The organism is Microcoleus sp. S13_B4 (assembly GCF_036700885.1).
Classification (GTDB): domain Bacteria; phylum Cyanobacteriota; class Cyanobacteriia; order Cyanobacteriales; family Microcoleaceae; genus Microcoleus.
On record NZ_JAUBPU010000025.1, the window covers coordinates 12430 to 27061 of the forward strand.

Here is a 14632-nt window from a genome sequence, read left to right on the forward strand (position 1 = left end):
TGTGTGAAAAGAATTTCCAACTATTACTAGGTTTGCAGGCAAAAAGCATGAAGGTAGCCGTATTTAATACCAAATCCTACGATCGCACTTTTCTGACAGCAGCCAATGTCGGCGGTCAACACGAGTTGGTTTTTTTTGAACCGCATCTGACCCTAGAAACCAGCGTTTTGGCTGCTGGATTTCCGGCCGTTTGCGCGTTCGTGAACGACTGCTTGGACGCGAAAACGCTGCGGGCGATCGCCGAAAAAGGCGTCCGCTTGCTGGCCCTGAGATCCGCCGGATTCAATCACGTCGATTTAGCAGCAGCGAAGGATTTAGATCTAACTCTCCTCCGAGTTCCTGCTTATTCTCCCTACTCCGTCGCGGAACACGCAGTCGCTCTGATTTTGTCCCTCAACCGCAAAATCCACCGCGCCTACAACCGCGTCCGCGAAGGTAATTTCGCCCTAGACGGCTTGTTGGGTTTTGACCTCCACGGAAAAACGGTGGGAATCGTCGGGACTGGCAGAATTGGCGCAATTACTGCCCAAATTCTGCACGGATTCGGGTGTCGCCTGCTGGGATATGATGTTTTCCCAAACGCAGATTGCCTCGCCCTAGGCATGGAATACGTCGCACTCCCGGAACTGTTCGCCGCCTCTGATATTGTCAGCCTTCACTGTCCGCTGATGCCAGAAACTTACCATTTGATCGGTGCAGAGGCGATCGAGCAAATGAAACCGGGGATGATGCTGATCAATACCAGCCGCGGTCAGTTGATTGACACTAAAGCTGTTACCAAAGGACTGAAGTCTGGTATAATTGGCTACCTCGGTTTAGATGTTTACGAACAAGAGACGGATCTGTTTTTTGAAGATTTGTCAAATCACGTCATCCAAGACGACGTTTTTCAACGTTTGCTGACTTTTCCCAACGTCCTGATTACCGGACATCAAGCTTTCTTCACCGAGGAAGCTTTGAAAAATATCGCCGAAACTACGATCGCCAATATCACCGACTTTGAACAAGGACGCTCTTGCCCGAATCAAATCGACCTCGATCAAGTGAAAAAATGAGTCAAAAGAGCGATTTGGCAACGAGGGAAATTGTTTACAATCAAGTCTTATCCTTATTTTTGCTTGCAATTTGTGAAGCTCTGCCTTAGTCTCATCAATTAGTCCCTGCAGTGCGAATGCTGTGCTAATTGCCGGAGAATTATACTGGCAGCAACTCACAGCCTGCAATTTTACTTGACACCGGAGGAAGTATCAAATGACACAAGCTAACTTTTCTGACGACGCACAAACAGTCACTGAAATCGTCACAGTAGACCTGGTGGCTGACCAACCGGGGGTCATGACTACAGTGACAACCACAGAAACACCGACGAGCCAATTCCAAGATATTAAAGACCAAGTTCTGACAATTTTGTCGGAACTTCCAGCCTATGTCTCCAATTTTTTTGCTGACTACCAAAAGCCCCTCGTAACTGTTGGTTTAATACTGGCAGGCGGTGTTAGTATTAAGGTAATGCTGGGAGTTTTAGATGCTCTTAATGATGTCCCTTTGGTAGCTCCAATTTTTGAGTTGATTGGCATGGGATATACGGGCTGGTTTGTTTACCGTTATCTACTCAAGGCTTCTGATCGCCAAGAGTTGTTAACGGAAATCGATTCTTTAAAAGAACAAGTTGTAGGCAAAGATTCTTAAACGAAGAAAGTTCGGCAACGGATTTGCAAGCGTGGATGTAAGGGATGGAAGGAAGAGGGAAGAAGGAAGAGGGAAGAAGGAAGAAGGAAGAAGAAAGAGGGAAGAAGATTCTTCGACTTACTTCCGCTACGCTCAGCAGAAGTCGCAGTTCCTGCCCTTAGACTTCGCTGAGGAATCGCGAAGTCTAAGGGCAGGGTAAAGATAGGAAAGAAGGCAGAAAGAGGATTTTTCCCACTCTTGCCTCTGTCCCTCTCCCTCTCCTCCCTGTCCCGCTCTCAATTGGGATGGCAAACTTGTTGCAAAGTAGCCGTAAAGTCGGGGTAGGAAATGGCAGCAGCTTCGGCCCGGTGAATGTTAGTAATACCTGTGGCGTTGAGGGCTGCGATCGCCAAACTCATCGCTATTCTGTGGTCGGTGTAGCTGTCAACATCCGCGCCGGTCAAAGGAGTTCCCCCGGTAATTTCTAAACCGTCGGGTAACTCGGAAATTTGGGCTCCCATGCGGTTGAGTTCAGCAGCAGTCACGGCCAGTCGATCGCTCTCTTTGACTCGCAACTCGGCCGCATCTCGAATTATTGTAGTACCCGATGCAAAGATTGCCGCTACTGCCAAAATAGGGATTTCGTCAATCAGTCGGGGAATTAAGTCGCCAGCAATGGTGCATCCCCGCAATTGACCGGAACTGCGAACCAAAATATCCGCTACAGGTTCTCCGGCGGCCTCTCGCTGATTTTGCAGTTCAATATCAGCGCCCATCATTTCCAAAGCTTCCAAAATGCCTGTACGAGTTGGGTTGACGCCGACATTTTCGACTACGAGCTCCGAACCCGGGACGATCGCCCCAGCAACTAACCAAAATGCCGCCGAACTAATATCCCCCGGTACAATCACATTCTGCCCTTGCAGTTGTGTCGGCCCAGTAACTGTCACGCTGCAAGTTTCTGGATCGACGCTCAATTGGGCTCCAAACGCTCGCAGCATCCGCTCGCTGTGATCCCGCGACAGAGCGGGTTCTGTGACTGTAGTTTCTCCGCTTGCCATCAAACCGGCGAGCAAAATGCAAGATTTAACTTGAGCCGAGGCGATCGGAGAATGGTAGTGAATCGGTTTTAACTGCTGTCCCAGTATCGCTAAAGGAGCTAAAGAATTGCTTTTTCGGCCCCAAATTTGCGCTCCCATTTGTTGCAGCGGTTTAATGACGCGCGACATGGGGCGCGATCGCAAAGAACTGTCACCCGTTACTGCATAAAAACGCCCCGGATGAGAGGCTAAAATTCCCAACATCAGCCGCATCGTCGTGCCGGAATTGCCAGCATCCAAGACATCCACAGGCTCCTCTAACTCGCCAATTCCGACGCCCCGGACTGTCACCCGTTCCGCGTTGAGTTCAGAAACTTTGGCTCCCAAGAGCGAGAAACATTTAGCGGTGCTGCGGGGGTCTTCTCCTAGCAGCAGTCCCTCAATTGTAGTTTCACCTTGGGCGATCGCACCCAACATCAAAGCTCGGTGAGAAATCGACTTATCGCCCGGAACTCGAATCCTCCCCACCAGCGACAAGCCCGAGGTCGGTTTTTGAATGCTTAAAGTTTGGCTTTTGTCAAGAAGCGTAGTAGTGATAATGTCAGCTTGCATTGAGATAAACTAGGATTGGATGGCGTTAGCTATCCTACCTTTTTCCCAGTCCTCAGTCAGTCGTCTTTTGTACGGCCTGCGGGTTTTTTCCCAATGTGTCCGGTTAACTCAAAGACTGATTAAACTTGCCCCCACAGTCTGCTATCAGTTATCGGCGACAAGGGAGGACGGACGCAACCGCACGGATTTCACATTAATTACACATTAATTTCACAAATATTATCCGTGTATCTGCGTAGATTTCATGTCCTGCTCTCAGTTATCAACCAGATGATTGAATTTTGACTAAACAATTTTAGATTTTCGATGGCGAGTTGTACATTTTTCCTTTTTTTAAGCAAAAGCTCCGGAATTTGGAAACTATCTAATCTAGAATCTAAAATATAAAGCCTCAAATCTCACATCTCAAACCGCCCAATTCACAACAACTCCTAAACTTTTATTTATGCTGACCCATCACCGCAAGCCTGTAAGTTTATCGCTGGTATCCACAGATTTACCTTTGTGGTCATTCGTTGAAACCGGTGCTACCCTTTATCAAAAAGACAACGATCGCTTTCACTTGTTGTTGCATGAACCCGCAATAATCGATCGCCAATTTGCCGACGACTCCGACGAATCGACCGAGCAAGTTACTGTCTTGCCCCCAACTACAAAACCCCGGTTGCTCTGGCTAGAAGTTTCGCCCTATCGAGTCATTATGACCATGCAAGGAAACGGCAAATACAGTTACCGCCACTGCTGGGAACGAGGAATGTACGGGCTGAGCCGTTATTGGCTTCAGGGCGACTCGCTGGCGACTCCCGAACAGTTGCGACTCCGTAACTTCACTCGCAACTTGACTCTGACAGGAAAGCCGGAACCGGATCACCTACGGTTAGAATATGAGTTGTGGTCGGAAAAAGTACAACTCGGTCAGTATATTTTGAATTTAGAAATTCATCACTAAAGTGGGTAATTGGAAAGGGGTAGATAGTAGGTGAAGGCGACGCATTCCTCAAATTCATTCACCCGCTGTGCGTTGTTGGGGTTCGCGTGGCCATCTCAAAACTCAAAACTCTTAGCCTTTAGCGATCGCTCTTACAATAATTAATCAGTTTGCTAGTCAAAGCGTCTTGATTTGCGGCTGCTTGATTCGCCTGCTGTCCGGCTCTAATAATATCTGCTTGAGCTGTTTTGATTTGCTCTCGACCTTCTATACTTGTAGAAGCCAGATTTCCAGCCTGAAGACTTTTGCTTATGTCGCCGAGTGCTTGACTAATTTCCTGGAAAGATTTAACAGATGGCTCCTTAATTTCTTTGAGGGTTGGATCTGTTATTCTCAGAGCCTCCAGTTCATTTGCTATCACGTTCAAATTTTTAGCTAAGTTGTCGGTCGTTGCAGCATCGTTGCTGTCTTTATTAACATCAATGAGAGCGTTGCCTTTGTTGACAATTTTAGTAAATTTAGTACACTGGACAGCTCGGCTATCGCTGCAACTAATCGTCAGCGTACAGCAAGCAACAACTATCAGCAGGATGGCAATCTGTTTGCGAAAAAAGTACATGAACCCTCGGTTGCAAAAAAAGTAGATTCTGGGATTTTGTCGTAGAGTGGGTCAGCGATTAGCCGATATATCGACTGTCGTAAAACTTTCGCGGCATTCAGACACGCTCTACTAATACCAATTTTTTATGAGGCTGCATAGAATCTGATCCCCCCTAACCCCCCTTAATAAGGGGGGGACAAGATTCTTCTCAAAGTCCCCCTTCTTAAGGGGGATTTAGGGGGATCGAGATATGTGCCACTTCACCTTAAATTGGTATAAGCTAAACTACGTACCTGTTTAGGAACTATGGTCAAAAACAGCAATAACCTAAAGAAGGGAAGCATTTGGGGATATCTTACCCTGCTTTTGCCTATTTCCTTGACGGCGGTTGCCAGTTTCGAGTCGGGAACGATGTTTTGGGCGATCGCCACCACAGCGGGCATTGCTTGGGCTTACAAGCTCTACCAGCAGCAGCAAAAACATAAACTCGCTCATTTAGACTCGGTTTTCTACAAGTTGATTAAGGAAAATCAAGGGCGAGTTACGGCTTTAGATTTGGCGATGAATGCGAAACTCCCCGGAGAAAAGGTTCAAGAGTATCTTGACGAACGAGCTTCGGAATTTGCCGCAGATTTTGAAGTGACAGAACAAGGCGGAATTTTGTATTATTTTCAAATAGCTCCAACTGTTACTCCCAGCGAAACACCTAATGCGGCAATAGCTGTTCAAGAGCCTCCCACAAATCGGGAAAAAGCACAAGATAAAAAACCCAATTTATTCCCCATTACTCAAACCAAGACTCCTGAAAAGCCCAAAATCTCTTTTACCCAGACGGAACTCTCCCGCAGGTTCAAAGTTCACGCAACTACGATCGGCAAGTGGAAACTTAAGCCGGAGTTTGCTCAGTGGAGCCGCGAAAAAGACCCGGAGGATCTCGCCTGGGAATATTCTACAGAAAACAAGCGATTTTATCCCAAAGATTGAGTTTCTCCAATATTCGCCAAAATATATCAAGAAATCCGGTCTATACGACGCTGTGGGGTTGGTAGCGAAGAATTTGGGAAGCAACCGGGTTTCTGAGACTTGAGCGCGTCCAGGACTGATTAGGCCGCCGTTGACCGATCGACCTCTTTAGGTTATTTTAAGTAAAATCGTGTGTTGCTGAGTTTGCCAAATAAAAATCAGTAAGTTCGATCGTCATATCTATTTCTTTTTTCTCCTATGTCCAAAACAACCTTGCGAGTAGTCGCCCGCCTCGCCGCCTTTCCCGACAAAGTAGCAGAACTTAAATCTCTGCTGCTGAGCATTATGGAGCCAACTCGCAAAGAAAAAGGCTGCCTCAAATACGAACTCCTGCAAAATCAAGCCGATCCCACAGATTTTACGTTTGTTGAAGAGTGGGAAAGTGCAGATTTGCTCGAACTACATCTCGGTTCAACTCACATTCAAGACGCAGTGCAGAAATTAGACGGTTTGGCGGTTGGGCCTCCAGATATCCGTCGCTATGAATTGCTAGCTTAAGCGGGTTTTTATAGCAATTTTATTAATGTTTGTGAAATAGCTTATGCCCCCTATATCGGCTTTTTAAGGGGGCTGTAGTTCATTATAAATAGAAGCAAAGTTCATTATAAATAGAAGCAAAGCTAAAAAAAATATGACAGTAGCAACAATAAAACAGTTATTTATTTATCCAATTAAAGGGCTGACACCGCAACCAATGTCGGAGTTTGCTTTAACAGCAGGACACGGAATTAAGGGCGATCGAGCTTTTGCCTTAATGTTTGCAGATAATCTTGAAGCTGCTAAGATGCCCGCAGATAATGTGCCTTGGATGAGCAAAAAACATTTTGCCGTTCAAAACGATTGGCCTGTGTTAGCAGCTTTGGAATGTGATTATCAACCGGAAACGACGGTTTTAACAGTCAAGCGTCAAGGAGTTGAAGTATTATCCGCAGAAACGAAGACAGCAGCGGGGCGCGATCGCATCGGCGCTTTTTTCACAGAATATCTGGCCGCAATTGAACCCACAAAAGAAGCGAGACACCCGCAGTTTGCACCTTTGCACTTAGTGGGCGACACCAGCGGCGAAACTCGTTATCCCGATCGAGAACCCGTACACATTTCTTTAGTCAGTCAAGCCACATTAGACCAATTAACAGAAATCGCTGTTCAGAACATTGACGTGGGTCGATTTCGCCCGAACATTGTGCTAGAAGGTATGGCAGCTTGGTCAGAATTTGAGTTGATCGGAAAACAGTTTCAATTAGGCACGGCGCGCATAGAAGTTACAGCACGAATCGGTCGCTGTGTCAATATAGAAGTGAATCCAGAAACGGGCGATCGGGATATTTCCCTACTTAGTTTACTGCAACAGGAATTCGGTCACGCACAAACAGGAGTTTTAGCCAAAATTATCGACAGTGGCACAGTTAAAATAGGCGATGTTTTGCATCCCTAGAATAATCAGTTGATGCGTTGTTATATATCCGAAGCCGTTAGAGGCGTGCCCGAGTCCACAATCCGAACCAACCGCAGACAATATTAACACAAAACCCGCCCCCACGCAGCGACTCATCCTGCTTCCGGCACCCTCACCTTATTACCAATCAAATTCAGAAAACTCGTTCCAAAATGTTGAATCTCCAAAAAATTAGCATAGGAAGGAGTTGACTTGTAAACTCTAAAAGTCCGCATAATTCCTAAAGTCGCGGCACTTTCCAGCGGGCCGATAAAGCTAGTATCCCTGTCCAAAAAATGAGACTGCTTAGCCCAGTGTGCCATCTGTTCCGCATTCAAAAAATAGCAGCCGGAATGAGGATTCAACGCCCGCTCAAAAGCGACTGTTTGTTCCATGATTTTTCCCATTAACTGCCGCTGCTCCTCTATTTTTTGAAACTGAGAAGTAGCTGAGTCTGCTAAATCACCATCAACATATGCTTTAAACACTGCGCCTTTAGGCGCTATTTCATAGCGATTAGGTTGCAGCAAATTCCCATTTCCCCCGTGATGCGTAAACCACTTTAATTTACTAAAAAACCACGGATCATGCAGAATTAAATCATCTTCCAAATAACAAAAATAATCGTATTTGTCTAGACACGCTCGCAAAACTGCTTGACACTCAAACCCCAATAGCAGCGGTTCGCATTTGGTAGCGTGGTGCATAAAACATCTGGGCTGCACTGGCAGTTGAGGCAAGAGATGATAGCCTTGAGTAGTGCAAATAACAATGTCAATTTCGTGCTGTTGAGATTGATTGGCTGGGATAGTTACACATTCGCTAATGTCAATCATGGACTGAGATTTGCCGTACAAAGCTTGCAGCGCTGTCACGCAAGCTGTTAAAGCATTGAGTCGTGGTTGCGGATCATTTCGCTGGGAAGCGTGTTTCCCCTCGCCGCTGGGATTGTAAAAGTGAGCAATAGTGAAGAGAATTCGCATTGGTGTGGATTAACAATTAGAAATTAAACAATAAAACAGAACGATCGCACAATAGCCTATAAATTTTACCGCATTTAGTCGGTAAATAACTCCGGCAGGCGATCGCGCAACTCAGCATTTAAACGTGGCAACTCTTCCCGCATCTGTAAGTACCAATCTCGCCGCTGCCGGTAGTTCCCACACAGCAAGCGGTTGTCGCGCACCCATTCGTAAGCATTAGCGGCTATTCCCCGGCGCCGAGAAGTGTCAGAAATCAGCGAATTTAGTTTGGTTTCAAACTCTTTTTCATATCGATAAATCAATCCGGTTTCACCTTCGACAATTGAATGTTCGTACACAGTGGGACTGGCCAGCACCGCTACTCCCCGCGCTGCACATTCAATAAATTTTAAGTCGGATTTCGTTTCGTTAACCGGGTTGGAAACAAGCGGCAGCAAAGCTATATCGCAACTGTACATGATTTCTTGATACCGTTCGTAGCTGCAAAATGGTTCAAATTTTTTTTGCTGTATTTGCAACGCTTCAAAAAATCGGCGGTCATGGATAACTTTAACTCGAATTCGGGGTTTGTGTGCGACTAAAACTCGATTTAGCGCTGCCATAATCGGCTGCCAATCTTTTTCGCGGTTGAGTGCACCAAAAAAAATTGTGACTGTATCTTCTGTCGGATAAATTCGCGGCGGAGGTAAATAAGCTAATTGATTGGGAAATACTGCAACATTAGGATTGTAGTGCCGCAAAATTTTTGCTAGCGGTTCTGTAGAAGTTTGAACGCAGTGACAGCCGCGATAGCTGAGGTAATTATTATCTGCATATTCGCGGCGGCGGATGGGATTGTCGTCAATTTCAGCTACTATTAAATAGCCTTGTTGCAACAGTTCTTTGAGTTGGGGAATGTAGGCGGGATATTGCATGATTGTCCGCTGCCAGATGAAGACTTTTTCTTCTCCCAGCAGGGGGGGAATTAATTCTGCTGTTTTCACGCCGGATACGGTGCGGACACCGGGAATTGTAGCGCTAAATTTATCCGGTTCCAAAACTCGCACACGATCGCACCCTGTAGGAGCCATAATGATAGTCTGAATCAGCAGTCTGCGCGCAGGTACGGTCGATTTGGTCGATCGCACGATATAATGTTCAGCACCTGTTTCCGTAGCAAAGCTGCTCGATGTTAGTTCTAAAGCCTTTACCATTGGATGCAGTAATTCCTGAAAGTGGACAAAATTTTCGGTTTTGTGTCCCTTCCCTTGAAATTCGTAAACCTGCAATCCGGCTTGAGCAAATAGTGATTTAATACTTTCTAGGGTAAACCAGTGCTGCATCTTACTGTCGGGATTCTCCCACTGTCCCCGCAAGAGATTGACAATCCGTCGCCAGTATTGAACATTAGGGATTCTAGCGAGAATTTGCCCCTCTGGATTCAGCAAAGCACTGTACTGCTTGAGGACTTCCCAAGGGTTTTTGAGATAGGGTAGCAAGTCGCCAAAAACCAAACAATCGACGGTTCCTGGGGCGATGTCGAGACTTTCGAGGGCAATTTCTTCAATATCGGCTACCGTCACCCAGTTTAGGCGATCGACTGCAATTTGGGCTTTTTCTCGATCGCATTCAATGCCAATATACTGACAATGGGGATTGATCAGTTTGTACTGTTCGCCCGTCGAGCCCGTACCGCAGCCAATTTCAACAATGACTTTAGCATCCGGCGGTAGCAGCTTCAAGAAGTCGTGGTTGGCGCGATCGATCACTTTCTCTAAAATTCCTGATTAGTTTATCGTAAAATAATACAGAGCAACCCATGCCAACAGACGACCAGCCGAAGGTTAGCATTGCGATGCCAGTATACAATGGCGATCGCTATCTTTGTCAAGCATTAAATTCTCAGTTGCGAACTTTTTTTCTTTCTCTTCTCTTGTTCTGCCTTAAGAGTGTTTCCTTTAAATCTTATTCACCAATCCTCCTGGATTGCTATATAGCAATCCTTGCAGGAGTCGTAAATTTTTTACCCCACCCCAACCCTCCCCGCGGGTTCGGGGAGAAAGTAAGAAATTCACAAATGATTTAGTCTTGCTATATGTTAGCAAATATTCAGCAAAATTATATTTTTTTCTCTAGCCTACCCTTTTTTAGCGCAATTAAGCCGATCAATTAATTCGGTTTCTTCTCAAAAAATCCACACTACACGCTGCTAAATACATTAAAACTATGAACCCTAATCTAGGAATGAACATCGCCGGCTACATCAACGGCGAATTTGGCATAGGAGAAGGTGTCCGAGCCAATATCAGGGCTGCAGAAGCCGCCGGGATTCCCTTCGCCCTAAACAATTTTACCCGCAGTCCCCACCGCAAGAAAGACACCACCTATCAAAATTTTAGCCAAGACAATCCCCATCCCGTAAACTTAATTCAAGTCAACGCCGACGAAGTTACAACGTTTATCAAACATACAGGTTCCACCTATTTTGAAAACAAATACAATATCGGCTTTTGGGCCTGGGAACTTCCCGCATTTCCCCCAGAATGGCAGCCAGGATTTAATCACTTTCACGAAATATGGACTTACAGCAACTATTGCGCCGAAGCAATTGCCGCAGTAGCGCCAATTCCCGTTATCAAAATCATGCCTAGTATTGCTCTCCCCGCACCTTCCCTGAACAGAGAAGCACTGAATTTACCGAAAAATAAATTTATTTTCTTGTTTGTATTCGACTTTTCCAGCCTCATAGAGCGCAAAAATACTTTAGCGACAATTCAAGCATTTAAACAAGCTTTTGGGGAAAATAACAGCGTATTATTGGTCATCAAATCTTCTAATTCTAACAAGTTTTCAGCGGCGCAAGCATCCTTAAACTCAGCCATAGCAAATAATTCCAATATCAAACATCTAGACGGGTATTTGTCCAAAAATAAACTTAACGGCTTGCTCTATAATTGCGACTGTTATGTATCGCTGCACCGCTGCGAAGGATTTGGCTTAACCATGGCTGAAGCCATGTTTTACGGCAAACCCGTAATTGCCACCGGCTATTCATCAAATACAGAATTTATGAATGTCGGCAACAGCTATTTAGTCAAGTATAAGTTAATCCCAATTGAGAAAGATTGCGGGCCTTACAAAAAAGGCAATGTTTGGGCCCAAGCGGATGTCGAACACACGGCGGATTTAATGCGGTACGTCTTTAACAATTACCGGGAAGCTCAAGAAATTGGAGCGATAGCGGCCGAGGAAATTCAGAACTTACTCAACCCGCAAGTTACAGGTAATAAAATTAGAAAACGTCTCGAATATATTGCCGAGATTACCGATAACTTTCAAAGCATACCTCTGTCAGGAACAGCCAAAGCAAAGTCTGCGAAAATTAGGGCATACTTGCCCCCATCACAGCAAAAAAGTCAATCAAAAGGAGAAATACAAAACGAGCAGCCGAAGGTTAGCATTTGCATTCCGACATACAACGGAGAAAAATTTATTGGGGAAGCAATCAAAAGTGCTTTGGCCCAAACTTACCCTAACATAGAACTGATTATATCCGACGACGGTTCCACAGACGAAACAATTGCGATCGCACAATCATTCCAATCGCAAACCTCACTCGATTTCCGCATCGTACTGCACCGCAACTACGGCTTATCACAAAACTGGAATTTTTGCATTTCTCAAGCAAACGGTCAATACATTAAATTTCTGTTTCAAGATGACTTGCTCGCACCAGAATGTATTGAAAAAATGGTCGCCGTCGCCCAACAAAACCCAGAAATAGGTATGGTTTTCTCCCCGCGCGGCATCACCATAGCTGAAGATGAATCTAACCCGATTTTGCGGAGAGCTTCCCAATCAATTAAAGATTTGCATAAAAGCTGGTCGAATTTAAAATCTATTCAGCCCGGAAAAGACTTACTAGCAGATACTAACTGCTTGAGCAACCCCATCAACAAAATCGGCGAACCGAGTACCGTCTTAATTGCTGCGCGAGTCTTTGAAGAAATAGGATTATTTGATTCGGGATTATCTCAGTATGTAGACTTAGATATGTGGTGGCGAATCATGGGGAACTATCACATCGGATTTGTAGATGAAAAACTGTCTTCACTGCGGATTCATCCCGAACAACAAACTTGGAAAAACTTCGCGGCTGGGGAAAATCATAAGGATGTAGTAAGATTTTACAAAAAACTACTAAATAGTCCTGATTACAGTTTCCTGGATCAACAAATCAAACAGACAATCCGCCAAAAGCTGGCATTGAGAACCCAGCCGAGTTTATCGGAATTGTCAGCAATGCTGGAGCAATACAATAATAAATTACCCTCAAAACAGCCTCTTCTCGCGCTGCGCCACTACCGCCAACAGCTAGCGGAATATTGGCTGAATTTGCCAGCGAAAAAATTAGAAACGGCTTACTCACAAGACGCCGGAAAAGCTCATAAATTGCTCCTAGATAGCGCCCTCAAAAATGAAACTTTAACTGAGGAAGAACAAAGTTTTGTCCAGCAGTTATCCTCGAAACTTGCTGAAGAAGGGGAAATTGCCGAGAAGATGCAATATCTCCTCGCAGCGATGCTGTACCGCGACGCTTATCAGTTGCCACTTGAGTATAAAAATGCAGCAATTCCCCAGTGGTTTTTCGACGACTTTTTGAAATTTATCTTTCAGTCTCCCGGTTATTTTAAACAAAACTGGGAAATAGAAAGGTACTCTGAATATTTCCAGCAGTTAATCAAGTATGTCGCTGCTAATATAGCCAGTTTTCCTGATTCAGAAGTGTGGCGTTATTTGGCGGCTTTTATTGCGAAAAGAGTTAGTTTCCAAGCTTTGTATTTGAGCGAGATAAATCTGCTCAATATATTGAGTCATCGAGCTGATATTATGGAATTTTATTTGAAAAATATCGGCTGTCAACTAGAATGTAATTTTCCTGAGATAAAACCTGGAATAACTAAAATTAGAGTTGGCTTTTTGCTTGATAAAATTAGTGAGGAAGCCGAGACTCGTGCTGCAATTACGAATTTTGAATATTTAGACAGAAGCAAATTTGAAATAATCGTGTACTATTTCCAGGTACAAGACGAGCGACTGGGGAAATATTGCGAAAATTTCGCCGACACACTGGTGCAACTGTCAGAAGATTTGCCCAATCAAGTTCGAGAAATTCGATCGCACGATTTAGATATTCTGCTAATCTGCACCAATACTACCGACACTTCTCAACCAAGCGCCCTGCTGTGCCTGCACCGACTAGCGCGGGTGCAAATAGCTACCGGTGCATCAACCCCCGCCACCACGGGCGCCCCAAATATTGATTATTTCATTGCCGGAGATTTGACATTGCCCGCAGGTGCAGCAGCAGAGTATCGCGAAAAATTAATTACTTTAAAAGGCTCAGGAGTTTGTTTTAGCTATAGTGTAGGCTCAGCACCTGCCATAGTTGAACCGACTCGTAGCAGTTGGGGAGCCACTGAGGAATCTGTAGTGTTCATGTCCGGCGCTCCAGCTTTTACAATTATCCCAGAATTGAGAGAAACTTGGGCAAAAATTATTGCTGCCGTACCGAATTCTCTTTTAGTTTTGTATCCCTTTAGTTCCGGCAATGAAAAATATCCGACAGTGCCTTTTTACAACCAAATTCGATCGCTCTTTGCCGAATTTGGTGTTGACAAAAAGCGCTTAGTTGTGATTAAAGCGCTGCCATCTCGCGCAGATTACATAAAATGTCTGGAATTGGCTGATATATATTTAGACTCCTATCCATACAGCAGTGCCTGCTATGCGGCAGAAGCGCTGTGGGTGGGGTTGCCTGTAGTGGTAAGAAAAGGGCAAACAGGGCGATCGCGACAATCAGCCGCCGTGCTCGAAGAACTGCTAATTCCGGAACTGGTAGCAGACAGCAAGAACTCTTATTTAGAACTCAGCATAGCACTGGGAACCAACCCCGAACTGCGCCGGCACTACCGCGATCAAATCGATCACAAAATGGCGGCAAACCCGAAATATCTCGACAGTCGCGCTTGCTCGACCCAACTCGGCACACTCTTTGAAAGACTATTCCGAGGGTGAAGGAAGAAGGAAGTTCAGCAACTAAGCTGTTTACGGGATTTAACGGATGGATGTTGAGGGAAGAAGGAAGAGGGCAGAAGTAAAGATTTTCCCACTCTCCCACTCTCGCATCCCACTACCATTCTGAGACCCGCGGGGAACCCCTCGCTAGGCAGAGCGTCAAGAAATAGACAGCAATAGCGCTAGCCCACTGACGGTCTGCTATCATCGGGGAATCGAGGGGTTAGTGGTTGTCGCTCTTTTCCTGCCACAGCTAAATTAAAAGGGGAAGCGCAAGTCAGTTGG

Annotated in this window: 11 protein-coding genes; 7 read left to right on the forward strand and 4 right to left on the reverse strand. The window is 45.4% G+C overall.

The genetic code is table 11. The features are described 5' to 3' along the window. Positions 1-47: 47 nt before the first annotated feature. Together QT994_RS15135 and QT994_RS15140 are read left to right on the forward strand one after the other, a co-directional pair. A complete protein-coding gene (locus tag QT994_RS15135) occupies positions 48-1055 on the forward strand; it encodes a 2-hydroxyacid dehydrogenase (RefSeq protein ID WP_333175837.1) in 1008 nt (335 codons plus the stop codon). Positions 1056-1251: 196 nt separating this feature from the next. Further along, positions 1252-1689, forward strand: a complete 438-nt coding sequence (locus tag QT994_RS15140; protein ID WP_333044535.1) for a CAAD domain-containing protein — start codon at positions 1252-1254, stop codon at positions 1687-1689. A gap of 275 nt (positions 1690-1964) precedes the next feature. Here QT994_RS15140 and aroA read toward each other — a convergent pair whose 3' ends face one another. Next, positions 1965-3320, reverse strand: a complete 1356-nt coding sequence (aroA, locus tag QT994_RS15145; RefSeq protein ID WP_333044532.1) for a 3-phosphoshikimate 1-carboxyvinyltransferase — start codon at positions 3318-3320, stop codon at positions 1965-1967. Positions 3321-3765: 445 nt separating this feature from the next. Between aroA and QT994_RS15150 the strand changes: the two genes are divergently transcribed. Then, the gene (locus QT994_RS15150) at positions 3766-4269 is read left to right on the forward strand and encodes a hypothetical protein (RefSeq protein ID WP_333044531.1); all 504 of its coding nucleotides are present in this window, start codon (positions 3766-3768) and stop codon (positions 4267-4269) included. Positions 4270-4387: 118 nt separating this feature from the next. Here the strand turns inward: QT994_RS15150 and QT994_RS15155 are convergent, their stop codons facing one another. Continuing rightward, positions 4388-4867, reverse strand: a complete 480-nt coding sequence (locus QT994_RS15155; RefSeq protein WP_333175839.1) for a hypothetical protein — start codon at positions 4865-4867, stop codon at positions 4388-4390. Between the two features lie 288 nt (positions 4868-5155). On the opposite strand from QT994_RS15155, the gene QT994_RS15160 reads away from it, so the two are divergent. The 3 genes from QT994_RS15160 to QT994_RS15170 all read left to right on the forward strand — a co-directional run bounded on the left by QT994_RS15160 (position 5156) and on the right by QT994_RS15170 (position 7307). Beyond that, complete coding sequence (locus tag QT994_RS15160) at positions 5156-5833, forward strand: hypothetical protein (protein ID WP_333044527.1); 678 nt, start codon at positions 5156-5158, stop codon at positions 5831-5833. Positions 5834-6070: 237 nt separating this feature from the next. Beyond that, entirely contained in the window at positions 6071-6370 is a 300-nt protein-coding gene (locus tag QT994_RS15165; protein WP_333175841.1) for a putative quinol monooxygenase, read from the forward strand. A gap of 133 nt (positions 6371-6503) precedes the next feature. After that, positions 6504-7307 carry an MOSC domain-containing protein gene (locus tag QT994_RS15170; RefSeq protein ID WP_333175844.1) on the forward strand — a complete coding sequence of 268 codons (804 nt, stop codon included), beginning with the start codon at positions 6504-6506 and terminating at the stop codon, positions 7305-7307. 113 nt (positions 7308-7420) lie between these two features. On the opposite strand, the gene QT994_RS15175 is transcribed toward QT994_RS15170, so the two are convergent. Both QT994_RS15175 and QT994_RS15180 read right to left on the reverse strand, forming a co-directional pair. Then, on the reverse strand, positions 7421-8290 hold the full coding sequence (locus QT994_RS15175; RefSeq protein WP_333044522.1) for a calcium-binding protein: 870 nt from the start codon (positions 8288-8290) through the stop codon (positions 7421-7423). A 74-nt stretch (positions 8291-8364) separates the two neighbouring features. Continuing rightward, positions 8365-10038 carry a methyltransferase domain-containing protein gene (locus tag QT994_RS15180; RefSeq protein ID WP_333175845.1) on the reverse strand — a complete coding sequence of 558 codons (1674 nt, stop codon included), beginning with the start codon at positions 10036-10038 and terminating at the stop codon, positions 8365-8367. Positions 10039-10495: 457 nt separating this feature from the next. On the opposite strand from QT994_RS15180, the gene QT994_RS15185 reads away from it, so the two are divergent. Then, positions 10496-14347 carry a glycosyltransferase gene (locus QT994_RS15185; protein WP_333175847.1) on the forward strand — a complete coding sequence of 1284 codons (3852 nt, stop codon included), beginning with the start codon at positions 10496-10498 and terminating at the stop codon, positions 14345-14347. The last annotated feature ends 285 nt before the right edge of the window (positions 14348-14632 follow it).

Coding starts and splice junctions, on each gene's coding strand:
- QT994_RS15135 (WP_333175837.1), top strand. CDS start 48: ATGAAGGTAGCCGTATTTAATACCAAATCCTACGATCGCACTTTTCTG.
- QT994_RS15140 (WP_333044535.1), top strand. CDS start 1,252: ATGACACAAGCTAACTTTTCTGACGACGCACAAACAGTCACTGAAATC.
- aroA (WP_333044532.1), bottom strand. CDS start 3,320: ATGCAAGCTGACATTATCACTACTACGCTTCTTGACAAAAGCCAAACT.
- QT994_RS15150 (WP_333044531.1), top strand. CDS start 3,766: ATGCTGACCCATCACCGCAAGCCTGTAAGTTTATCGCTGGTATCCACA.
- QT994_RS15155 (WP_333175839.1), bottom strand. CDS start 4,867: ATGTACTTTTTTCGCAAACAGATTGCCATCCTGCTGATAGTTGTTGCT.
- QT994_RS15160 (WP_333044527.1), top strand. CDS start 5,156: ATGGTCAAAAACAGCAATAACCTAAAGAAGGGAAGCATTTGGGGATAT.
- QT994_RS15165 (WP_333175841.1), top strand. CDS start 6,071: ATGTCCAAAACAACCTTGCGAGTAGTCGCCCGCCTCGCCGCCTTTCCC.
- QT994_RS15170 (WP_333175844.1), top strand. CDS start 6,504: ATGACAGTAGCAACAATAAAACAGTTATTTATTTATCCAATTAAAGGG.
- QT994_RS15175 (WP_333044522.1), bottom strand. CDS start 8,290: ATGCGAATTCTCTTCACTATTGCTCACTTTTACAATCCCAGCGGCGAG.
- QT994_RS15185 (WP_333175847.1), top strand. CDS start 10,496: ATGAACCCTAATCTAGGAATGAACATCGCCGGCTACATCAACGGCGAA.